This is a genomic window from Arthrobacter alpinus (assembly GCF_900105965.1).
GTDB lineage: Bacteria > Actinomycetota > Actinomycetes > Actinomycetales > Micrococcaceae > Specibacter > Specibacter alpinus.
On sequence record NZ_FNTV01000001.1, the window covers coordinates 2,655,577 to 2,678,234 of the forward strand.

Below are 22,658 nucleotides of genomic sequence, written 5' to 3' on the forward strand. Positions count from 1 at the left end.
GCAACTCCAGATAGGTACCAGCATGACGATTACCACTGCCCCGCCCACCGGCCCACAGTCGGGCAATCCACCAAGAACTCAGCAGACCAAGCGCACAAAGCGGTCCCCCGGGGAAGGCCGCATGGCCGCGATGCTGCTCTCCCCCACCATTGTGGTACTTGCCCTGGTGATTATGTATCCGTTGCTCTCCGCCGTGCATCAGTCCCTGTTTCGCGCGGAATCCGGCCTGGACGCTGACGGTTTCGTCTCGGAAGTTGAGTCGTTCGTTGGCCTGGCCAACTATGCGGACATGTTTATTGGCGAGTCCGGCAAGACCTTCCTGAACGCCTTCGCCAACACAACCTTCTTTACAGTCACCACTGTCTTCCTCGAAACCGTTCTGGGGCTCGCCCTGGCGCTCGCCATGAACAGCGCCTTCCGGGGCAGGGCCTTCCTGCGCGCCAGCATTCTGGTGCCGTGGGCCGTCCCTACAGCTGTTTCGGGCCTGCTGTGGCGTTGGATTTTCCAGTCCGATGGCATTGCCAACAATCTGCTGGGCACCGAAATTCTCTGGACAGCCGAAGGCAACGCCTCCAAGCTCGCCGTCATCATCGCAGAAGTCTGGAAGACCGCACCGTTCATTGGGCTCCTGGTCTTGGCGGGCATGCAGGTCATTCCCGGTGAGGTGTACGAAGCAGCCAAGATCGACGGTGCCGGCTGGTGGCGCCAACTCATTTCCATCACCCTTCCCATGGTCAAGCCCACCCTGTTGGTCGCCGTGCTGTTCCGCATGCTCGACGCCCTGCGCATGTTTGACCTGCCTTTCATGCTGATTGGCCCCGGCAAGGACTCCGTGGAAACCCTCTCCATGCTTGCCTGGGATGAATCCAACCAGCTTCGCTACGGCTCCGCAGCCGCATTCTCGGTGATGCTCTTTCTGTACGTCGCAGTGGTGGCCATTGTGTTCGTGAAAGTGCTGGGCGCCGACATCACAGGAGCCAAAGAGTTGAAACTGCTCACCAAGAAGAACCGCTCCGGGACGTCCCGGCGCACGTTGAGCCAAACACCGGCGAACCCTGAACTAAAGAAGACTGAGGCCAGCTCATGACCATCTCCGAGATCCGCAGCGCAGCAAAGTCCTCTGGCGCCATCGATGCCAGCCACCAGGATCCGCCGTCTAACAAGCCAAGGGCCAAACGCACCTGGCGCTCCTACGGCGTCTATGCCGGACTGGCCGTCATCTTCGTCTACTGCCTGGCACCGTTCTACTGGATGCTGGTCTCGAGCCTGCGACGCACCTCGGACATCTTCGACAACACCCTGCTGCCGGCGCCGTTCTCGCTGGAAAACTACGGCAAGGTCTTCAGCGGAACCACCATGTTTGGCCAGGCGCTGCTGAACTCCCTGATAGTTGCAGGCACCACCACTGTGTTCGCCTTGATCCTGGGCGTCTTCGCTGCCTACGCCATCTCCCGGCTCAACTTCCGCTTCAAGTCAGTCATCCTCGGCGTCATCATCGCGACGTCCATGTTCCCCGGAATCTCCGTTGTGGTTCCACTGCTGCGGCTGTTTACCGATATTGGCTGGATCAACAGCTATCAGGCCATGATCGTGCCAAACCTTTCCTTCGCCATCCCGCTGGCAGTCTGGAACCTCACCACCTTCATGAAGTCCCTCCCGTTCGATCTCGAGGAGGCCGCCATGATTGATGGTTGCACCAAGTGGCAGGCCTTCCGCCGCGTGCTGCTGCCCCTTGCCGCCCCGGGCGTCTTCACCACAGCGATCCTGACGTTCATCCATAGCTGGAATGAGTTCATCATTGCGCTGTCAATGATCAACAACCCGAAATTCCAGACGGCCACCGTGGCGATCTCCAAGTTCACCGGCGCCACGGAATTCCAGGCGCCCTTCGGCGAACAGATGGCAGCCGGCGTCATCGTGACCATCCCGCTGGTGATCATGGTGCTGCTCTTCCAGCGCCGCATCGTCGAAGGACTCACCGCAGGAGCAAGCAAGTGAACCCGCACCCGCAAGCTGACATCGTGGCCGGAACCGCAGCCGCGCCGACTGATGAATGGTGGGCCTCCGCCGTCATCTACCAGGTCTATCCCCGTTCCTTTGCCGACGGCAACGGCGACGGCGTGGGCGATCTCGCCGGGCTCATCACCCGGCTGCCCTACATCGCCGCCCTCGGTGTTGACGGGATCTGGATGACTCCTTTCCAGCCTTCTCCCCAGCTTGACCAGGGCTACGACGTGAGCGATTACTGCGGCGTGGACCCACTCTTTGGCACCATGGAACAGTTCGATGAGCTGCTCGGGCTGGCCCACACGCTGGGCCTGCGGTTGTTGCTCGACGTTGTCCCCAACCACTGCTCCTCGGAGCACCCGCTGTTCCAGTCGGCACTCGCAGCTACTCCCGGTTCACCGGAACGGGACCTCTTCCACTTCGTCCAGGGGCCTGCAGGCGGGTCCGACGTTCCGCCGAACAACTGGCAAAGCGTGTTCGGCGGACGGGCGTGGACCCGGGCCGCTCCGGACTCGCAAACGGACACCGATTGGTATCTGCACCTGTTCTCCCCGGGCCAACCTGACTGGAACTGGCGCAACCCCGCCGTCGGGGATTACTTCGATGACGTGCTGCGGTTCTGGTTCGACAAGGGCGTGGATGGCCTGCGCATTGACGTGGCACATGCCCTGTTCAAGGCCGACGGACTGCCGGACACACCCGCCACGCTCGAAATGGTGGACGGGCTTCGGGCCAACCCGCAGGTTTCGGACCAGGAGGAAGTCCACGACGTCTACCGCAGGTGGCGCACACTGGCCAACAGCTACCAGCCACACCGCCTTCTGGTGGGTGAGGTCAATCTGGAACCAGCCCGCGCGGCCCGCTACACCCGGCCCGACGAGATGCAACAAACGTTCGCTTTTGCGTTTGTGAAACTCGGTTGGGACGCCGCGGCGTGGGCGGCCGTTGGCAATGAGCTCGAGGCGGCACGGGAACCCCAGGGTGCCGCACCCACCTGGGCCTTGGAGAACCATGACATTGTCCGCTCCGCCACGCGTTTTGGCGGCGGCGAACTTGGCAGCAGCCGGTCAAGGGCGGCATTGGTCGCGTTGTTGGGCTTGCCGGGCCCGGCGTATTTGTATCAGGGGCAGGAACTGGGCTTGCCCGAGGTCGATGTCCCCCTTGAGGCCCGGGTGGACCCCATGTGGGACAGGGGCGGGGTTTGCCGTGACGGGGCCCGGGTGCCCCTCCCCTGGACAGCTGACCCCGCACTCAACCACGGATTCTCACTGGCGGGGTCGGCAACCGTGCCAGCCGCGGAACCGTGGCTCCCGATCCCCTCGGGTTGGGGCGCGCACGCCATCGAGCTCCAACAGAGCGATGACGAGTCGTCGCTGGCGTTGACCATCAGTGCCTTGGAGCTGCGCCGCAAGTTGCTGGCCATGGGCATCCTTGGTACGGATGACGCCGGATCTTGGCGTGTGGAGGCGGGGAACCTGCTGATCTGCGAACGAAGCACTGACTTCTTCGTCGCCGTCGCCATGGGCACCGAAGCGGTGCGTCTGCCCCCTGGAACCGTGCTGCTCAGCGCCCTGCCCTTGGCGGAGGACGGCTGGCTGCAACCGAACAACGCCGCGTGGGTGTGGCGGGGTGAAGGCTGGGTCAATTGACGAGCTGGTCGCGGCGGCGGTGCAAGGTTGCGCGCCGGAAATTTCAAGGCCACGGACTGCTCGGCTCTTGCTTGTCCGGCCGGGAGGGCCTGCACTGACCCGGCATCGCATCCCCATCCAGTTGGCCGTTTGGATAGAACTTGCCGCATTGCGCCACTGGGCTCACGAAATACGAGCGATGCTCTGGATTTCGTCCGGCTGGTTGGTGCAGAATCAAAATGTCGCCTAATTGGGGGAGACATTCATTGTCAGCGGGGGAAATCCACTATGGGAATTGACGACATCATCAACAAGGCCAAGGACATGCTGGGCACCGATCAAGGTGAACAAATCAGCGACACGGTCCTGGACAAGGCCTCAGATCTAGCCAAAAACGTCAGCGGCGGGAAATTCGAGGGCCAGGTCGAGGGAGTCCGCAACTCCATCGACGGCGCCATCGGCACGGAAGGCAAATAGCCAAGGCAGGTGGCCTGCCCTGCATCGCAGGCCAGGCCACTGTTTCAATTCCCGAAAGTTGCACCCAATGACATTGCGAGGTCTCCGCAATTGCAAGGCAGTGCCGTCCACCGCTGTGGTTCTTGTTCTGGGGCTTGTCGCGTCCTTTGTTGTCATGCTCGTGGGGGCGGGCCCATCAATGGCCATGACGGCGCAGGACGCCTCCGGATTTCCCGGGCAGCAGGTGACGGTATTGCTGTCCAACCAGCAGGCCAACCCTGCTTTTACTTACTGGCAGGTCGCTGCCCCTGCAAATACATCGATTGCCAACGCCCAAGGCAACCAGGGCGGTGGGCTGTCGCCGTTCGCCTGCAGTTTCACGGCCACAGCTGCACAGTGCGGCCCTTCAGGCAACGGCGGCTGGGGAGCCGGCAACACCGTGACGCTGACTCTCACCATCAGCCCGGCCGCGCCGGCGGGGTCCTATGCAGGGAGCACGTCGCTGCCCAACGAAAGCGCAAACTTCACGGTGACCGTCCTGCCGCCGCCTGCCCCAACGGTGGATTCACCGGCGTCAGGATCCCAGACCCTGAACCCCCAACCGCAGGTCTCTGGTACCAAACTGGCCGGCCACAGCCTCCGGCTTTCCCTCGACGGCCAAGCCGCGTGCCTGGTCCCCGCGGATGCTGCCACGCTTTGGTCCTGCACGCCGCCGGCACCGCTGGCACCCGGCCCACACACTGCAAGCGCCGTGCAAGCCAGCCCCGGCGGCAGCACCTCGACGGCGTCGGAAACAGCGTCCTTTGAGGTCTTGGAACCCGCCCAGCTGCTGCCCGGCCATGCCGGGCCGGACACCATCATTCCCGGCCGGACAGTAGCGCATAAAATCAGCTTCACCAACAACGGTCCCGGGACGGCCCGGGGCGTCGCGGCAGGTGCAGCGTCAGCGGACTTTCTCATCGCGGACTGTGTCCTGTCCGGATCCACGGTGCCCTGTTCAAGCCTGGGAGAGGGAACCCTTTCCCTGGGCGATCTCGCCCCCGGCACGGCTGCCATCGTGTCAATAAACCTGACGCTGCCCGCGGACCGGCTGCCCGGCTCCACTGCCACCATCACCGCAACCGCCTCCTCAATCAACGAGGCCTCCTCGCCCGTGGCTGCGTCCAAAACCCTGGCCGTGGTTGCCCTCCCTCCCCCGGCCATCCTCGCCCCTGCCCAGGGAAGCACGTCCACCGAGAGGCGGCCGGTACTGAGCGGCACCGGCGACCTGCTTAGCGCCGTGGCAGTTTCGGCGAACGGTCAGGTGGTTTGTGCCGCGGCCCCGGTGGACGCATCCGGGGCGTGGCGCTGCCCCGTCCCTGCGCCGCTTCCTGTGGGAACTGTTCGCGTCACTGCCAGCCAAACGGACAGCAACGGGCTCAGCTCCGCCGCCACGGAAGGCTATTTTGTGGTGGACATAGCGCCACCATTGGTGTCGTCTCCGCAAGGCGGCGTGCAAACCAGGGAACGCCGCCCGGCTATCGGCGGAAGCAGCGGATACCCGGGCGCTGAGGTCACCGTGACAGGAACGTCGGCGGGGCGCCTGTGCACAGCCACCGTGGCCGGTGACGGCACCTGGTGGTGCACCCCGGCGTCCGATCTGGCCCTTGGGGTTGCACGGATTCAGGCCACCCAATCGCTCAATGGCTTCACCTCCTTGGCATCGCCCGGCGTGGGCTTCACCGTGCTGGGCCCGGTGGCCACCAAACCGGTGGAACCCCAGCCTCCGGCACCCGCCCCCACTCCTGCGCCCACACCGGTTCCAACCTTGGCCCGGCCAGTGCCCGCACCCGCACCACCCATGCAGGGGCCGCCAATACAGGGCCCTCCAACCCCGGGGCCGCCGGCACCACAGCCCGGGCCACCCTCGCCTCCACCGTCTTTGGCCGCCGGCAATGAACCCCTGCGCATGGACATGCGCTTTGGTTCCGGCATCATCATTCCAGGCGAGACCATGCGCATGATGGGAACGCTCGGCCCCAACCGCACGGACTCGGCAGTCACCTTGCTGGTCAACGGGACGGTCAACAAGGGCATGATTTACCGCAGTGTCAGTGCGGCCCCTACGGGGGAATGTGTTGTTGCCACCCAAAATTTCAGCTGCACCATTGTGCTGGAGCCGGGACAGGCCGCGGAACTGACCATCAGGCTCATTGCGGACCTGCTCAATGCACCCGCCTCAGCCAATCAACAGCTCACGGTGACCTCATCCAACGCAGCACAGAACAACTCCATGACTGTCACGTCCGCCGTCAAGGGCACCAGCGAGACAAGTGCCCTTGCCTCCCAGATCAGCGCGTTCCCCGGACCGCTCATCCCCCTCATCGCCTTGTTCCTGCTGGCCCTGGCCGCGACAGAAACCGAGCGTCGAAAATCTGGCCGCCCAATACTGCCAGCCACACCGTTCAACAGCAGAACCAGTAGCTAGAAGCCCATCGTGACGAGGAGATCCACAAACGTGAAGAACACTGAAACATCGCGTGGAACAAAAACATCTAGGCGCAGACGCAACCCTGCCCCCATCATCCTTGGCGTTGCCGCGGCATTGCTGGCTGTCTACTACGTGGTCGTTTCACTGTCCGGGGTCCTTCAAACGTCCTCCAAGGTCAATGTGACGGGAGGTATCGAGCCGGCAGACGGGGATTTTCTGACCCTGCAGATGCGGATCCAGGACGTCGACCTTAGCAACAGGGTCATCCAGGCCAATGTTCTGCCCATCCCGCACGGCTCACTGGTGGGCTCAAAGTCCGGGGAAATGTCCAGAGGCCTGCGCATTGAGCTCTCCAGCGGCGGCGTCACCACCTCCGTGGTCACCTATCCCGGCAAGTCAATTGTCGATCCCACCTCGGTGACCCTAAACCTGGACCGGGGAGACAGTGCCTACCCCTTTGACAAACCCTTCGCCAATGTCCACCTCAGCGTCCAGGACGATGAATTGAACGAGGCTGTGCCGTTTGTCCTGACCGTCGAAAACTCGGCCAGGCCCTGGAATCTGCAGGGGGAATTGGCAGCCCCGGTCTCGGAGGACGGCAAGGTGTCACTGCCACTTTCGCTTCAGGGACACCGGGATCCACTCAGCATCACCCTGGTGGGGTTCTACGTGCTCGCGATCCTGCTGACCACTTTGATGGCTGTGGTCACCATCGGCAGCGCCCTGATCAAGAGGCAGCTGGAGTTTTCCAACGTCATCTGGCTCTCCGCCACCATGATCTCCTTCCCCGCCCTGCGCAGCGCCATGCCGGGGGCCCCGCCCATTGGCACCACACTGGACTTTATCGTGTTCTTCCCCTGCGTGTGCCTTATCGCCGGCATGCTCGTGTGGACAGGCGCCCACCTGCTCTGGCGTGAGAGCGCCCTTCTTCGGAAGCGGCACTTCGAGGACGAGTTGGACGATGAGGACTACTTTGACGAGGAACTTCCCGAGAAGGTCAACGCCTAGCGTCATGAAAGAGGGACTGGTACCTGCGCGGCGCTGACGCGCGGACATGGCAAGGCGTTGATGGCAATCCTTTAGGTTAAAAGAACGCCACCAGCACAGCACTCCAATGGCAAGGTCCTTCGCAAATGCCTGCACCGGAAGACTAACTCGCTAGTGTTCGCCGGGACACAACGTCGGTGTCTTGGATACTTATTCGGCTAACAGGATTCAACTGTCACTCAATAGCCGCTACCTTGTCATGGAGACTCGGGTCACGTGCAAGGTTGCTTGCACGTGGCATAGATCCGCAGTTGTTGCATTTAGTTTGTACTGACAATAAGATATGGTTGACGACACCAGAGGTGCTCCAACTTGGCTGAGTCGCACCCTTCCAACGCGCCGATGCACTAGGAGATCCCATGGATAACTCACTCAATCTCAGCATTGACCGTTCCTCCCCCATTCCGCTCTATCACCAAGTGGTCAAGGGCATAGAAGCGGCCATTCATAGTGGCCACTTGATCCCCGGCAGCAAACTGGACAATGAGATCGATCTTGCGGCGCAGTTGAATCTTTCCCGTCCCACCATGCGCAAGGCCATGGATGAGCTGGTCCGGTCCGGCCTGCTCGTGCGCAAACGCGGCGTAGGCACCCAGGTGGTCGCCAGCCAGGTCCGCCGTCCGCTGGAACTTTCCAGTCTCTTCGATGACCTCAGCGCCCGCGGCAGCAAGCCCAGCACCTCAGTCCTGACGTTCACCCACATCGAGGCTGACCTGCCCACCATTGCGGCGCTGGGGCTTGATGCAGGGTCCAAGGTTTACCATTTCACCCGCCTTCGCAAGGTGGACGGCAAGCCGCTGGCCCTCATGGAAAACTGGGTCCGCGACGACATAACAACAATCGACGAGGCCATGCTGGCCAGCCAGGGCCTCTATGGAATCCTTCGAAACGCGGGCGTGAACTTCCGCCTTGCCAGCCAGAGCATCGGGGCCATGGTGGCCAACGACTATCAGGCACCCTTGCTGGAAGCCGGTGTGGGGTCGGCGCTGGTCACCATGGACCGCACTGCGTTGGATGACAAGGGCCGGATGGTGGAAACAGGCCACCACGTTTACAGGGCAGACAATTACAGCTTTGAAATGACACTCGTGCAACGCTGACAGGAAGACCAACAAATTCATGGCGAACTGGGTATACAAGCTAGATGAGGCACGCGACGGGCTCTGGGATGTTTCCCTGGGCACCAGCGATTCGGCACTAAAGGTGGATGGCTGGGCACACACGGGCCTCAAAGTGGCAACGTTGGAAGCCGGCGGCTCCGTCCAGCTGCCGTCCGCCAGCGAGGAACGGATTGTTGTCCCCCTCAACGGCGACTTCACCGTCATGGTCGACGGCGTGGAGCACCAGCTGGCAGGCCGAGCCTCGGTCTTCACCGGCCCCTCGGATGTTCTTTATTCAGGCATCAACAAGGCCCTGACCATCAGCTCCGGCGACGGCGGCCGGGTGGCGATTGCCACCGCGCCGGCGCACAACAGCTACCCAACACGTCTCGTCACGGCGGCCAGCATCCCAGTGGAACTGCGCGGCGCAGGCAATTGCTCCCGCCAGGTGCACAACTTTGGCACGCCAGGGGCACTGGAAGCGGACAGGTTCATTGTTTGTGAGGTGATTACTCCCGCGGGCAACTGGTCCTCGTACCCTCCCCACAAGCATGATGAGGAAAAAGAGGGTGAAACCGCCCTCGAGGAGATCTACTACTTTGAAACCCAGGTGGCTGCCGGATCGCCAGCGCCGGTTGACGCCGATGCCGTCGGTTACCAGCGCGTGTACGCCTCGGATGAGCGCCCGATCGACGTCAACGCCGAGGTCCGCACCGGCGACACCGTCTTGGTTCCCTACGGCTGGCACGGGCCTGCCATGGCCGCTCCCGGGTACGACCTTTACTACCTCAATGTCATGGCCGGCGCCGGCCCCGTCCGCGAGTGGCTGATCAGCGATGACCCGCACCACGGCTGGGTCCGCCAGACCTGGGACAAGGCGGACATCGATCCCCGCCTGCCCTTCAGTGCCTAGCCGGAACCCAACGGCACCACTGCAAACAGCCCCAAGCCTTAGCGCTATCCTGCCAGTCCGCGGGAGCGCAATGGAAAGCGACGTGGTCGCGATCCAAGGACTTGCCTGAGCATTCCGGCTGCGGCACAAAAGCCAGGTGCCGGCTCCCCTGAGAGGGGCCGGCACCTGGCTTTTGTGCGGGAACTATTTGGCTGTTCAGGGGGTGCGGCTGCCAACCGGGGCTTTGGCTCCCGCGATGTTTTTGAAATAGTGCTCCAGGTCTTCCAGGCTCTTGTCCTTGGTTTCGGGGATGAACTTGGCGGCAAATGCGATGGCGCCAACGCCAAGCACGGCAAATACAAAGAATGTGTTGGACAGTCCAATCCCAGCGAGGAGCTGCGGGAAGCCGAAGCCCACCAGGAAGTTCACGATCCACAAGATGAAGGCAGATGCGCCCATCCCGAGCCCGCGGATTTTCAGCGGGAAGATCTCCGAGAGCATCAGCCAGGTAACGGGCGAGATGGCGCCCTGCTGGAAGGCAAGGAATGTCACGGTCAAGGACAGGATCACGTAGCCGCGCATTGTCCCTTCGGGCAGGATGAGCGAGAAGAGGCCAATCAACAGCAACGCGGTGGTGGTGCCGATCTGGCCGGTGATGAGCATCCGACGTCGGCCCACCTTGCCCAGGAGCCAGATCCCAAGGAACGTGGCCAGCACGGAAATGACGCCGTTGGCGATGTTGGCTGTCAGTGCGGCTTCACGGCCAAAACCGGACTCGGCCAAAATCTGGGTTCCGTAGTACATGATCGAGTTGACGCCGGTGATCTGTTGGATGACCGCGAGTCCGATCCCCACCATGAAGATCCGCCGGAGCCAGGGAATTCCGAGGTCCTTCCAGGAGCCCATCTTGGACTTGTAGTCCTCCACGGCCATGGCTTTGACTTCCTCGAATTCCGCCCGGGCCTCGGTCTGGGACCGGATCCGTTGCAGGACGCTGAGCGTCTCGCCGAAGCTGCCCATGGAGGCCAGCCAGCGTGGGCTTTCGGGCATGAAGTTCATGCCGATCCACAGTGCGATGGCGGGGAGGGTGGCAATGACCAGCATCCAGCGCCAGATTCCGCCTGCTTCGCCGAACGTGTTTCCCAGGTAGGCGTTGAAGATGAAGGCCAGCAGCTGCCCGGTGACGATCATCAGTTCGTTCTGCGTCACGATCCGGCCGCGTCGGGCGCTGGGTGAAACCTCGGCGAGGTACACCGGCACGGTCACCGAAGCGCCACCCACGGCAAGTCCCAACACAAAGCGGGCAGCGATCATCACTTCGGTGCTCGGCGCGAAGGTGCAGGACAGTGTTCCCAAAAGGAAGATGACGGCCAGGACCATGATCATCTTGCGGCGGCCGTGGCTGTCCGCGAGGCGGCCGCCAAACAGGGCGCCGAAGGCGGCACCGAAGAGCAGTGAGGATGTCACCAGCCCCTCGGTCAGCGGCGTGAGGCCCAGGTCCTCCTGCATGTACGGCAACGCGCCGTTGATGACTCCGGTGTCGTAGCCGAAGAGAAGTCCACCGAACGTCGAAATGATGGTTACGGTGCGCAGCGCCCGCTTGTGATTGACCGGCGGTTTGCCGGCGACGTCGTTCGGCAGCGACGCGGTCATGCGCTGACCTTCTGCACGTACTGCTTTATGGTGTCCAGCTGGTACCGGCAGACTTCTTCGGCGTTGTCATCCTCTGCGAAAACGCTCGAGACCATCACGGAATCTTCACGGTCCAGGAATCCGATTTCTTGCAGGCCGCCGAAGAACTCGTCCCAGTTGACGTCGCCGTCGCCGATCTTGAGGTGCTGGTGGACGCGGACGGGGTTGCCGGGCGGGTTGGTGATGTAGCGCAGGCCGTGCGAGGCGTGGTGGTCCATGGTGTCTGAGACGTGGACCAGGCGGAGCTTGTCTCCCGCTGCCCTCATGATGTCCAGGGGCGCGTTTTTCATGTGGAAGCTGTGCGAGGCCACGTAGACCAGGCCCACGTTTTTGGAGTTCAGGCCCCGGATGACACGGATGGCGGCGAGCCCTTCTTCGACGAAGTCGTCCGGGTGGGGATCGATCAGCAGGTCGATGCCTTCGCGTTCGATGATGGGCAGCAGCTCTTCCATGGAGCGGTAGAAGGCACGCTCTGACTCTTCGGCCTTCTCCGGGCGGCCGCTGAATTCGGTGTTCATGGTGTTGACTCCCAAGTCCACGGCAATCTGGATGGCGCGCTTCCAGTAGCGGACGGCAGCTTCGCGGGCGTCCTCGTCCGGTCCGGACCAGCGCAGCACGGGCAGGACGGAGGCGATCTCAATCCCGGCGTCCCGGCAGGCTTTGTTGAGCTGAACCACCAGTTCGTCGTCGGCCTTGGGGTGGTTGTAGAACGGGATGACGTCTGCGTGCGGGGTCAGCTGGAGGTACTTGTAACCGAGGTCGGCGGCCACGCGCGGAAATTCCAGCACGCTGTGGCTGTGGTGGAACGGGGTGGGGTCCAAGGCGATTTTCATGGTCACTCCTTTGTGGTTTGGAAAACTTCGATGGCGCGTGCACAGAAGGCGGCCTGCTTCCGAGATGCCGCCTTCTGTGGCTGCTAGTTGTACAGGTCCGGCTTGGTGTTGAGCTGGACCGCGACCTTTTCGCCCGACTTCTGGGCCTCGACTCCGGCCTCGCAGCAGGCTGCGGTGGCGTAGCCGTCCCAAGCGGTGGGCCCACCGATTTCGCCGCGGCGAGCGGCGTCAATCCAGGACTGGATCTCGACGTCGTACGCCGCCCCGAACCGTTCCTCGAAGCCGGGCGTTATGTGCCCGCCCCAGCGGCCGGCGGACTGGATGTACGGGCCGGCGTCGTTGCCAATGCTCACGATGCCGTCTTCGAAGGATGCCTGTGTGGCCACCTGGTAGCCAAGCTTGGCGTTGACGTAGATCTCGACGTCGGCCAGGACACCGGATTCGGTTTCGAGCAGGACGTGCTGGGGATCGTGCTGTCCAGCCGGAGCGTTCTTCGTGGCTTTGCCCAGACGGACCTGCACCGAAGTGATTTCTTCGCCGGTGAAGAAGCGTATGGCGTCAAATTCGTGTACCACGGAGTCATTGATGAGCATCTCGTTGGTGAAGCCTGCGGGGGTGCTCGGATTGCGGTGCTGGTGGTGCAGCATGAGCAGCTCGCCGAGTTCGTTGTCACGGATCACGGAGCCCAGGGCGGCGTATTCGGCATCGAAGCGGCGCATGAAGCCAACCTGGATACGCTTGTGGCCCAGCGCAGTCTCAGCCTGCACAACTTTCCAGGCGCTCTCGGCATCCGGGGTGAGCGGCTTTTCGCAGAGGATCGGGAAGTCCTTCTCGAGCGCCTGGTAGAGGATTTCCTCGTGCAGGAATCCGGGGGTGGCGATCAGGACCGCGTTGACATCGCCGTTGTTGAGGGCTTCCTCGGCGCTGGCGAGTGCCACGGCGCCGTCGATCCCTTCGATGGCGGCCTGCGCCCGGGCGAGATCGACGTCGACGACGGCGGCAACTTCGGCTCCGTGCATGCGGGTGCTGAGCCTCTTGATGTGGTCGGCGCCCATGCGCCCTGCGCCGATGACGGCAACGCGGAGAATATCAGTCATTGTTTTTGTCCTTTGGGTATCAGTAAAGCTAGTTGACAACGGTGCGGGAGCCGCACGACAGCAGGTAGTTGCGGGTGCGCTTGGCAATGGGCATGGGGACGTCGAAGGCCACCGGGTACATGTCTTGTTCCACGATGCCGAAGATGGGCCGGTTGAGGGCTTCGACGGCTTCGATGACGGCGCGCAGGTCCGGGAGGCCGTTCGGTGGTTCCGTCATGACGCCGGCCAGGTTGGCCGCTGCCCAGGTCATGCTTTCCTCGTTGACCTTCTTCAGGATCTCCGGGTTGATCTGTTTCAGGTGCAGGTAGCCGATCCGGTCTGGGTGATTCTTGATGAGTTCCAGGCTGTTGGCGCCACAGTATTCGGCATGGCCGGTGTCCAGGCAAAGGTTCAAGTACTTGGGATCAGTGGCCGCGAGGAGGCGCTCGATGTCCGCCTGCGCACCCACATGCGAGTCTGCGTGGGAGTGGAACTGCTGCTTCAGGCCGAAGTCCTCCAACAGGACCTTGCCCAAGCGGTTGTGGCCGGCAAAGAGATCACTCCAGGCCCCTTCGGTGAGCTGCCCGCTTTCCACGGCTTCGCCGGTCACATCGTCTCGCCACATGGCCGGAATGACCACGATGTGCTCGCCGCCCATGGCCGCCGTGAGCTCGGCAACCTGCCGTGCCGGTTCCCAGGCGGTTTCCCACTGGTCAAGCCCGCGGTGGAATGCGGTGAAAACCGTTCCAGCCGTGATCTTCAAGTCACGCTGCTTGAGTTCTTCGGCCAGCCGGGTGGGATCCGTGGGCAGGTAACCGTAGGGTCCCAGCTCAATCCACTTGTAGCCGGACTCGGCCACTTCGTCGAGGAACCGCTCCCACGGGGTCTGCTTCGGGTCATCCGGAAACCAGACACCCCAGGAGTCCGGGGCCGTGCCGATAATGAGTTTGTTCTCTGTCATTGTTCACTCCTAAAGATGTGGGTGGCGATGGTTGAGCCCACAGCCGCGAGGGACCCGCTGCGAGCTTGCGAGCGGTTGGGCGGTTGGGTGGGCCCACGCCGCCAGGGTTCCCTGGCCGAGCTTGCGAGCAGTGGGAGCGGTTGGTTGGGCCCACAGCCGCGAGGGACCCGCTGCGAGCTTGCGAGCAGTGGGAGCGGCTGGGGACTAGTTGGAGGGGAAGTTGTAGGAGGCGCCCGAGGCGTGAGTGGGCTCGGGCCAGCGGGACGTGACTACTTTGCCACGGGTGTAGAAGGACACACCTTCGGGGCCATAGATGTGCTTGTCGCCGAACAGTGACGCCTTCCAGCCACCGAAGGAGTGGAAGGCCACAGGTACGGGCAGGGGCACGTTGATGCCGATCATGCCCACATCCACGGAGCGCTGGAACTTGCGGGCATGGGCTCCTGAGGAGGTGAAGATGGCGGTGCCATTGCCGTAGGGGTTGGCGTTGATCAGGGCGATGCCGGCGTCCAGGTCCGCAACGCGGACAACCACGAGGACCGGTCCGAAGATTTCCTCGGTGTAGGCGGTCATTTCGGCCTTCACGTGGTCGATGACCGTGGGGCCAACCCAGAAGCCGTCCTCGTGTCCCGGGACCACCAGGTCGCGGCCGTCCACCACCATGGCTGCTCCTGCGGCTTCGGCTTCGGTGACGATCCGGACGATGCGCTCCTTGGAGGCCGGGGTGATGACCGGGCCCATTTCGGCGTCGGGTTCGGTGCCGTTGTTGACCTTCACGGCCAGTGCGCGGTCTTGAACTTTTGTGACGAGCAGGTCGGCGGCGTCGCCTACGGCTACGGCTACGGAGATGGCCATGCAGCGTTCGCCGGCGGAGCCGAAGGCGGCTGCGGCGAGGTGGTCCGCGGCGTTGTCGAGGTCGGCGTCGGGCATGATGATGGCGTGGTTCTTCGCGCCACCCAAGGCTTGGACACGCTTGCCGTGCTTGGTGGCGGTTTCGTGGACGTACTTGGCGATCGGGGTGGAGCCTACGAAGGAGATGCCGTCCACGTCTGGGTGCGTCAACAGGCCTTCGACTGTTTCCTTGTCGCCGTGCAGAACCTGGAATACGCCGTCGGGCAGGCCTGCCTGCTTCCACAGTTTGGCCAGCAGCATCGAGGCGGAGGGGTCACGCTCGGAGGGCTTGAGGATGAACGCGTTGCCGGTGGCGATGGCCATCGGAGCCATCCACAGCGGCACCATGACCGGGAAGTTGAACGGGGTGATGCCGGCGACCACGCCGAGCGGCTCCCGGAAGGAGTACACGTCGATGCCGGTGGAGACCTGGTCGGAGTAGTCGCCCTTGAGGAGTGTCGGGATGCCGCAGGCGAATTCGATGACTTCAAGGCCTCGGCCAATCTCTCCCTTGGCGTCGGAGAGCACCTTGCCGTGCTCTGCCGTGATCAGTTCGGCGAGCTCGTCGACGTGGGCGGCAACGAGTTCACGGAATTTGAACAGCACGCCGGTGCGCTTGGCCAGGGAAATATCGCCCCAGGAGTCTGCGGCGGCGCGGGCGGCGGCGACTGTGGCGTTCAGATCCTCCCGGTTGGCCAGCCGCAATTCTGCGGAGATGGCACCGGTGGCCGGGTTGTAGACGGGCTGGGTGCGCGTACCAGCGCCTGCGGTTTCGGCACCGTTGATGAAGTGGTTGATGGTGGTTGTGAGGGTCGTCGTTGACATGGTGTTGGACTTCCTTGGTGTGTGGGTGTTTGTGGGCTGGGGCTGATGCGGGCTCAGCCGAGCAGTTTGCGCTGGCGGTTCTTGTGGTCGCTGTAGGTTTTGAAGGCCTGCTGTGTGGAGTCGAGCTCGGAGACCTGGGAGACGGGGACGTCCCACCAGGATTCGGAGCTCGGTGCGTCCAGCAGGGGGTCGGACTCAACGTGGATCAGGATGGGCCCGCTGCGTTCGGGCGCGGCCTTGGCATCCCTGATGGCCTGCTCGAGTTCGGCGATGGTGTTCTCCCCCGGTTCGATCCGGATCACCTTCACACCGAGGCTTTCGGCGTTCAGGGCCAGGTCCACCGGGAGGGTTTCGCCTTCGTCGAAGCTGTGCTCCTCTTCGTTCAGGGCCCGGTACTGGGTGCCGAAACGCTGCGAACCGAGGGATTCGGAGAGGGATCCGATGGAGGCGTAGCCGTGGTTCTGGATCAGCACCACGATCAGTTTGATGCGTTCGGCGACGGCGGTGACCAGTTCAGTGTGCATCATCAGGTAGGAACCGTCCCCCACCATGACCACCACGTCGCGCTGCTCGCCGCCGCGTGCAGCCTCAGCCAGTGCCGCGCGTTTGACGCCCAGCCCTCCGGGGATTTCGTAGCCCATGCAGGAGTACGCGTATTCCACGTGATAGCCGAACGGGTCGCGGACGCGCCACATCTTGTGGAGGTCCCCCGGCAGGGAGCCGGCAGCGCAAATGACAACGTCCTGCGCGTCCATGGCCCGGTTGGTGGCACCGATGATCTCGTTCTGGGCCGGCAGCGGGGTGAAGCGGGTATCAAAGGCTTCATCCACCGTGGCGTCCCAGCGCTTCTTCTCCGCGGCGATCTTGGTTTCGAGGTCCGCACCGACGCGGTAGCCGCCCATGGCCTGGTTCAGCTTGACCAGGGCCTTGCGGGCGTCGGCAACGATGGGCAGCGCGGAGCCGTGCTTGTAGGCATCGATTGCGGCGACGTTGATGTTGATGAACCTCACCTCCGGGTTCTGGAACGCGGTGCGGGAGGCGGTGGTGAAGTCCTCGTAGCGGGTGCCGATGCCAATGATCAGGTCCGCGTCCGCCGCGATGGCGTTGGCCGCCGTCGTTCCCGTGGAACCGATGGCACCGAGGGAGAACTTGTGGTCCCACGGCAGGACGCCGACACCGGCCTGCGTGTTGCCCACCGGGATGCCCGTCAGCTCAGCAAAGACTGCGAGTTCCTCGTTGGCGTAGGCGTACAGGACGCCGCCGCCGGCGATGATCAGCGGGCGCTTCGCGGCACGGATGGCTTCGACGGCGCGGCGGATGTCCTCGTCGTCGGCCTCGGGGCGGCGGATGCGCCATTCGCGTTCGGCCAGGAACTCCTCAGGCACGTCGAAGGCCTCGGCCTGGACATCCTGTGGCAGCGAGATGGTGACCGCACCGGTTTCGGCCGGATCCGTCAGGACCCGCAGGCCGTGGTGGAACGCCGAGAACAACTGCTCCGGCCGGGAAACGCGGTCAAAGAACTTCGACAGTGGACGGAACGCGTCATTGACGGTGATGTCGTAGGCGTAGGGCTGCTCGAGCTGCTGCAGGACCGGGTCCGCGGCACGGGTGGCGAAGGTGTCGCTGGGTAGCAGCAGCACCGGAAGGCGGTTGGTGGTGGCCAGTGCCGCACCGGTCAAAAGGTTCGATGATCCGGGCCCCACCGAGGTGCTGATGGCGAAGGTCTGGCGGCGGCGGGTGTGCCGGGCGTAGCCGACTGCCTGGTGCGCCTGGGCCTGCTCGTTGCGGCCTTGGTAGTACGGCATGATGGTCGGGTCCGCGGCCTGGTACTGCTTCAGCGCCTGCCCCACACCGGCAACGTTGCCGTGGCCGAAGATCCCAAATGTCCCCGGAATCAACCGCTCCCGAAAGTCAACGCCCCCGATGGAATCCACCGTGTACTGCCGGGAAAGGTACTCGACGACGGCCTGGGCCACCGTCATTCGGCGGGTTCCTGCTGCTGTGGTTCTAATCCCCATGGGATGCTACTCCGATGCTTCTGTGGTGTGGGTGAGCAGTGTGGCGGCGGTGGCCACGGCCCCGGCAACATCACCGTCGGCCGGGTACAACAGGGTCCGGCCCACAGTGAGGCCCTGGACCCCGGGCAGTGCCAGTGCGGCCTGCCAGCTGGCGAAGACCTCATCCTGGGTGCCTGCCGGGTCCCCGCCGAGGAGCACTGTGGGCATGGTGGTGGCAGCCATGACGCGTTCCATCTCTGCCACCACGGGCAGCTTCATCCAGGTGTAGGCGCTGGTGGAGCCCAGGCCCTGTGCGATGGCGATGGACTTGATGACAGCGTTGGTGGACAGGTCGTTGCGGACCTTGCCGTTTTCGCGGACGGACAGGAACGGCTCCACCATGGCAATCAGCTTCCGCTCGGCGAGGGAGTCAATGGCCTTCGCTGTCGCTTCCAACAGTGACACGGTGTCCGGGTCGCCCAGGCAGATGCGGGTCAGCATCTTGCCGCCGTCGGCCCCCAGTGCCTGGAGTGCCGCTGCGGTGTGGCCTGTGAAGCGGTCATCAAATTCGTTGACCAGGCCGGCGAGGCCGCCACGGTTCATTGAACCGAAGACCAGCTTGCCTTCGAGGGCACCCAACAGCAACAGGTCATCCATGATGTCCGCGGAGGCGAGCACACCGTCCACGGCGGGATTTGCCAGGGCAATCTGCAGGCGGTCAAGCAGCTGCCGGCGATCGGCCATCGCGACCGGATCATTGCCGACGACGAGTGAGCCACGGGCCGGGTGGTCGGCGGCGACGATGAAGTTCTGCCTGCCTGGTTTGAGCCCGGGGTGGCGGCGTCGCGCCTTGGCGGCACGGGCCACGGCGTCCGGGTCCTCCAAGCGGATGGTGCTCAGCTGGGCGTAGCGGCGCGGATCGTCATCCACCGAGATGCTGGCGGTTCCAAGATTGAGGCTCATAGGGTTGCTCCTTCAGTGGTGAACCCGTTGGGGATCAGGGTGTCAATGACCAGGCGTCCGCGTTCGGTGAGGAGCGAGTTGACCTCATCGGGCGTGGGCATGGCATCGGCACAGGACAACCGGGATGCCACGATGGCACCAGCGGCATTGGCGTAGTCCAGGACCCGGGCAAGCGGCCAGCCGGACAGCAGTCCGTGGCAGAACGCCCCGCCGAAGGAATCACCGGCACCAAGACCGTTGACGGTCTCCACGGGAACGGGGGCCGACACCACACGCTCGGTGCGGGTCTTCGCCATCACCCCATCCGGACCAAGTTTGACGACGGCGATTTCGACGCCGGCGGCCAGCAGGCGGTCCGCCTGCTCATCAGGAGTTCCCTCACCGACTGCGACGGCGCATTCCTTGTCGTTGCCGATGGCAACGGTGACATGCGGCAGGATCCGGGCGACCTGCTCCCGGGCTTCCTCTTCCGAGGCCCAGAACATGGGCCGGTAGTCAAGGTCCAGAATGGTGTATTGGCCGATGCGCAGCTTGTCCCGGTCCCGGGCTTCGTGGGCCTTGACGTGGGCCTCACGGCTGGGTTCCTGGCACAATCCGGTGACCGTGGACCAGAAGATCTGCGCGTTCCGGATGGCGTCCAAATCCAGTTCCGCGGCCTGGATCTGCAGGTCCGGCGCCGTGGGGAACCGTCCATAGAAGTACAGGGGGAAATCATCCGGCGGCTTGATGGCACAGAACGTCACGGCGGTGGGCCATTCCTTGACCGCGGTGACCAATGAATCGTCCACCCCGAACTTTCGCAACTCGCGGTGCAGGTAGGTGCCGAAGGCGTCATCGCCGGTGCGGGTGATCACGGCGGTCCTGCGGCCGTGTCGGGCTGCAGCCACTGCAACGTTGGAGGGGGACCCTCCCAAATACTTCCCGAAGGAATTAACGTCTTCCAGACCCACGCCAATATCGTTTGGGTAGATGTCGACGCTGATGCGCCCGATGGTAAGTAATTCGTGTGACACGGTGATCAAAAACCTTTCTGCAATGAACGTTTCCCCAGGACAGGTAGATCATTGATCCGGCTGAGCCTTGACGCTAACAGTGGCAGTGTGTGCGGCGCCACAGGAACTACTCTGCATCAATTTTCATGTCCTGTCAAAGGTTTGTTCTGACATATTTACAACGTTAAGAATCCAGGACGACGCACACCGCCCACTGGCAAGCGGCTGGCACCTCAAAGGGGTGCAGCATTCCCCCTACTTGCGCGGAACATTCAGTTCCCCGGTTATGTACTGGGCACGGCCATAGCCGAAGGACCAATCGCCAGCCGTGTTTTCCACATAGCCCACGAACACATCCTCGCCAGCAACGCCCGCTAGGGCCAGATTTGCCGAGATGGCGGCAAAAAGTGACTGCTTGGCTTCCTGCGAACGGCCAGCTTGGGTGAAAATCTGAATCATCACCACTCCCCCCGTGCGTTCGAACCCCAGCCCTGCATCCTGGGCAACAATCTGCCCCGCACGATGCTCGGTAAGAATATGGAAATAGTCCCGCTCCGGAATCCCATATTCCGCCAGGATCGCGTCATGGATGCTGCGACTGAGGATTCCCACTTCCCCCACGGTCCGGCCTTCATTGATGTCAATACGAACGAGAGGCATAGTCAATCCTTTGTTAGTTTGTCCTGACATACTATCAAGCATTAATCATTTGCGGCAATGGTTTTTTGAAGGAAGCCCCGAACCCCTCGACTGGCGGGCCGGCGAAGCCCGACGTGTCAGGATGGAGCGGTCCCCCGGTGACGGAGCAAATCAGCTCGATCGCGCACCAGCGGACCGCCCCCTATTGGGTCGTTTACCCAACGCAAGAGCTTGCCTTGTTGGCCGAACACCAGGACGCCTGCAGTCACTGCGAGGGCGGTGAGTTTCTGCGGGAGCAGGGATTGCATTCATGCCAAATGACGAAGTGGCGCAAGTTGCGCGATGCAGAAGTGCTGCAGGGACAGAGGGCTGGCGCGAAGATCGGGACGCTGTCCCGGAGCAGGCGGAAATAGCTCAGCTTCGTAGCCAACTGGAGATGAGTGAGAGCCGATTGAAGCGATCGGAGGCAGCTCTTGGGGTTGTGGGAAACTACACGTGTTCCTGGAGACTCTATCCGAGGATCCGAACGACGATCCGACGTCCAAGAAGCGCCGACGTTCCCTGAGCGCTTCGCCACTCTGGCCGCGGCCTGAGCGAACCAACCCTACCAATTCAATACCAGCACCGACCCTTTGATCCTGGCCCTACAGAGGCGGCATGGATCAACGAACCCAAGGAAACCACCAAAAAGACAAGCAGGTTAACCGCCGCCTACCTCACTTGGTACCGCTTGACTTGAAAAACTCCAAGGAAGGAAGCAGGGAGCACTACCAATGCAGGACACCCTTCGGAGCCCGCTCAATCAGAAGCTGCCACGGGCACAAGTTCGTACCAGCGCACCCCATGGGACGGCACAGCAACAGCGAAACGGCCCTCGGCGTCGAGCTCGAGATTCCGCGCGGGGCTTTGCTCCCAGAGGTCACGGGCGGCCCAGCTGTCCCGCGCGGCGGTGAACCCGACCACCGAGCTCAGCGCCACGGACAGCTCAGAGTCAGCCTCGCCGGTCCAAAACACCGCGACAAAGTGACTTGTTTCGGCGCTGGCCGCCCAAACAACGACTTCACCGCGGCCCTTGCTTTTTGGCTCCCGAATAATCTCGCGGTTGTTTGTTGTTGTGGTGAGGACTCTCGACAGGGCCGGATTTGCAAGGCGCTCTATGGTTGCCTTGTCGGTCGTGGGCAGATCTCCGCCCATCATCAGCGGTGAGCGCCCCATGACCCACAGCGTCAGCAATGTCTGCTGTTCGGCAGGTGTCAGCCGAGAATCACGTGGCTCACCGCGTTCAGCACGGAGACCGATCCGGCCAACCGGAAGCATGTCGGCATCAGCCCATCCGCCGGAGCGTTGCAGTGGTGCCCAGCGGGCGAGGCGGGCGAACTGGGCATGGACGTCATCCCACCGGTCCCAGAGGTCATCGGAAATTCGCCACATATTTGCATTCTCGCGAAGATGGTCGATGTGCGTCGTGGGTAGATTTGTTCCAGGGGAAAGGGACAGAGTTATCTCCCTCCCGCTGCGGGCGATGGCGGTTGCATAGGCGGTGATTTCTTCATCATGGTACGGCGCCTGCATGTCATCGACCTTGAGGAAGTCCACTCCCCAGCGGGCGAACTGGGCAACTTGGCCGTCGTAATACGCTTGAGCTCCTGGATGCCCATGGTCGAGCCCGAAGTTGTCGGGATTCCAGCTGCAGGTGTCATTTTTGTTTGCGATCTGCGACGCTGTCCATTCAGTCCCCTCGACGGGCAGGTTCTGTTCGACGGCCCTGCGCGGAATGCCACGCATGACATGTATTCCAAAGCGCAGCCCCATTGCGTGAATAGCGCTAGCCAGGACAGCAAACCCGGTACTGCCCACCGCCGAGGGGAATCGGTTTCGTGCGGGCAGCTGGCGTCCGTACGCATCGAGCACCACAGGGGCGTCCTCGTTGTATCCGTGGGATCTCGCCGTCGGGTCGTACCAGGCGATATCGACGACGACGGTGTCCCAACCTGAGGGCAGTAGGTGGTCCCGGACAAACTGGGCGTTTTCGAGGACCTCCTCCTCGGTCACCGTTGTGCCGTAGCAATCCCAGCTGTTCCACCCCATGGGCGGAACAGGTGCCAGCCGGGAGACAGCGCGGTTTGTCGAAGACATTCGTTTACTCGTTTCTGGTTTGCGGTGCTCTGCTTGGTTAGTCGTTTCGTGAT

At 62.9% G+C, this 22,658-nt stretch carries 18 protein-coding genes; 8 read left to right on the plus strand and 10 right to left on the minus strand.

Translation table 11 applies throughout. The features are described from left to right. The first annotated feature begins 22 nt into the window (after positions 1-22). The 8 genes from BLV41_RS12115 to iolB all read left to right on the plus strand — a co-directional run bounded on the left by BLV41_RS12115 (position 23) and on the right by iolB (position 9,621). Positions 23-1,087, plus strand: coding sequence for a carbohydrate ABC transporter permease (locus tag BLV41_RS12115; RefSeq protein WP_074711819.1), 1,065 nt, complete (start codon positions 23-25; stop codon positions 1,085-1,087). Beyond that, complete coding sequence (locus BLV41_RS12120) at positions 1,084-1,998, plus strand: carbohydrate ABC transporter permease (RefSeq protein WP_083360756.1); 915 nt, start codon at positions 1,084-1,086, stop codon at positions 1,996-1,998. The genes BLV41_RS12115 and BLV41_RS12120 overlap by 4 nt, the downstream gene beginning before the upstream one ends. Next, complete coding sequence (locus BLV41_RS12125; RefSeq protein ID WP_244516883.1) at positions 1,995-3,656, plus strand: alpha-amylase family glycosyl hydrolase; 1,662 nt, start codon at positions 1,995-1,997, stop codon at positions 3,654-3,656. The genes BLV41_RS12120 and BLV41_RS12125 overlap by 4 nt, the downstream gene beginning before the upstream one ends. Before the next feature lie 267 nt (positions 3,657-3,923). Then, complete coding sequence (locus tag BLV41_RS12130; protein ID WP_074711820.1) at positions 3,924-4,112, plus strand: antitoxin; 189 nt, start codon at positions 3,924-3,926, stop codon at positions 4,110-4,112. A gap of 67 nt (positions 4,113-4,179) precedes the next feature. Then, positions 4,180-6,558 (plus strand): hypothetical protein, encoded by a 2,379-nt coding sequence (locus BLV41_RS22785; protein WP_139244310.1) that lies wholly within the window; start codon positions 4,180-4,182, stop codon positions 6,556-6,558. A gap of 30 nt (positions 6,559-6,588) precedes the next feature. Continuing rightward, complete coding sequence (locus BLV41_RS12140; protein WP_074711822.1) at positions 6,589-7,569, plus strand: DUF4436 family protein; 981 nt, start codon at positions 6,589-6,591, stop codon at positions 7,567-7,569. 398 nt (positions 7,570-7,967) lie between these two features. After that, positions 7,968-8,708: a GntR family transcriptional regulator gene (locus tag BLV41_RS12145; RefSeq protein ID WP_044578877.1), complete on the plus strand. Its 741-nt coding sequence runs from the start codon at positions 7,968-7,970 to the stop codon at positions 8,706-8,708. A gap of 19 nt (positions 8,709-8,727) precedes the next feature. Continuing rightward, positions 8,728-9,621: a 5-deoxy-glucuronate isomerase gene (iolB, locus tag BLV41_RS12150; protein ID WP_074711823.1), complete on the plus strand. Its 894-nt coding sequence runs from the start codon at positions 8,728-8,730 to the stop codon at positions 9,619-9,621. 195 nt (positions 9,622-9,816) lie between these two features. Here iolB and BLV41_RS12155 read toward each other — a convergent pair whose 3' ends face one another. The 10 genes from BLV41_RS12155 to BLV41_RS12205 form a co-directional block, all read right to left on the minus strand. Continuing rightward, positions 9,817-11,253 carry a sugar porter family MFS transporter gene (locus BLV41_RS12155; protein WP_074711824.1) on the minus strand — a complete coding sequence of 479 codons (1,437 nt, stop codon included), beginning with the start codon at positions 11,251-11,253 and terminating at the stop codon, positions 9,817-9,819. Beyond that, positions 11,250-12,125, minus strand: a complete 876-nt coding sequence (locus BLV41_RS12160) for a sugar phosphate isomerase/epimerase family protein (RefSeq protein ID WP_074711825.1) — start codon at positions 12,123-12,125, stop codon at positions 11,250-11,252. Before BLV41_RS12160 ends, BLV41_RS12155 begins: the two co-directional genes overlap by 4 nt. An 83-nt stretch (positions 12,126-12,208) precedes the next feature. Continuing rightward, positions 12,209-13,222, minus strand: coding sequence for a Gfo/Idh/MocA family protein (locus BLV41_RS12165; RefSeq protein ID WP_074711826.1), 1,014 nt, complete (start codon positions 13,220-13,222; stop codon positions 12,209-12,211). 28 nt (positions 13,223-13,250) lie between these two features. After that, the gene (locus BLV41_RS12170; protein WP_074711827.1) at positions 13,251-14,162 is read right to left on the minus strand and encodes a sugar phosphate isomerase/epimerase family protein; all 912 of its coding nucleotides are present in this window, start codon (positions 14,160-14,162) and stop codon (positions 13,251-13,253) included. Positions 14,163-14,366: 204 nt separating this feature from the next. After that, positions 14,367-15,878, minus strand: coding sequence for a CoA-acylating methylmalonate-semialdehyde dehydrogenase (locus BLV41_RS12175; RefSeq protein ID WP_074711828.1), 1,512 nt, complete (start codon positions 15,876-15,878; stop codon positions 14,367-14,369). A gap of 53 nt (positions 15,879-15,931) precedes the next feature. Beyond that, positions 15,932-17,860: a 3D-(3,5/4)-trihydroxycyclohexane-1,2-dione acylhydrolase (decyclizing) gene (gene iolD / locus BLV41_RS12180; protein WP_074711829.1), complete on the minus strand. Its 1,929-nt coding sequence runs from the start codon at positions 17,858-17,860 to the stop codon at positions 15,932-15,934. Between the two features lie 42 nt (positions 17,861-17,902). Next, positions 17,903-18,838, minus strand: coding sequence for a Cgl0159 family (beta/alpha)8-fold protein (locus tag BLV41_RS12185; RefSeq protein WP_044578895.1), 936 nt, complete (start codon positions 18,836-18,838; stop codon positions 17,903-17,905). After that, entirely contained in the window at positions 18,835-19,851 is a 1,017-nt protein-coding gene (gene iolC, locus BLV41_RS12190; protein ID WP_074713293.1) for a 5-dehydro-2-deoxygluconokinase, read from the minus strand. The genes BLV41_RS12185 and iolC overlap by 4 nt, the downstream gene beginning before the upstream one ends. 234 nt (positions 19,852-20,085) lie before the next feature. Continuing rightward, complete coding sequence (locus BLV41_RS12195) at positions 20,086-20,490, minus strand: tautomerase family protein (RefSeq protein WP_074711830.1); 405 nt, start codon at positions 20,488-20,490, stop codon at positions 20,086-20,088. 777 nt (positions 20,491-21,267) lie between these two features. Further along, on the minus strand, positions 21,268-22,605 hold the full coding sequence (locus BLV41_RS12205) for a glycoside hydrolase family 27 protein (protein ID WP_050070417.1): 1,338 nt from the start codon (positions 22,603-22,605) through the stop codon (positions 21,268-21,270). Between the last annotated feature and the right edge of the window lie 53 nt (positions 22,606-22,658).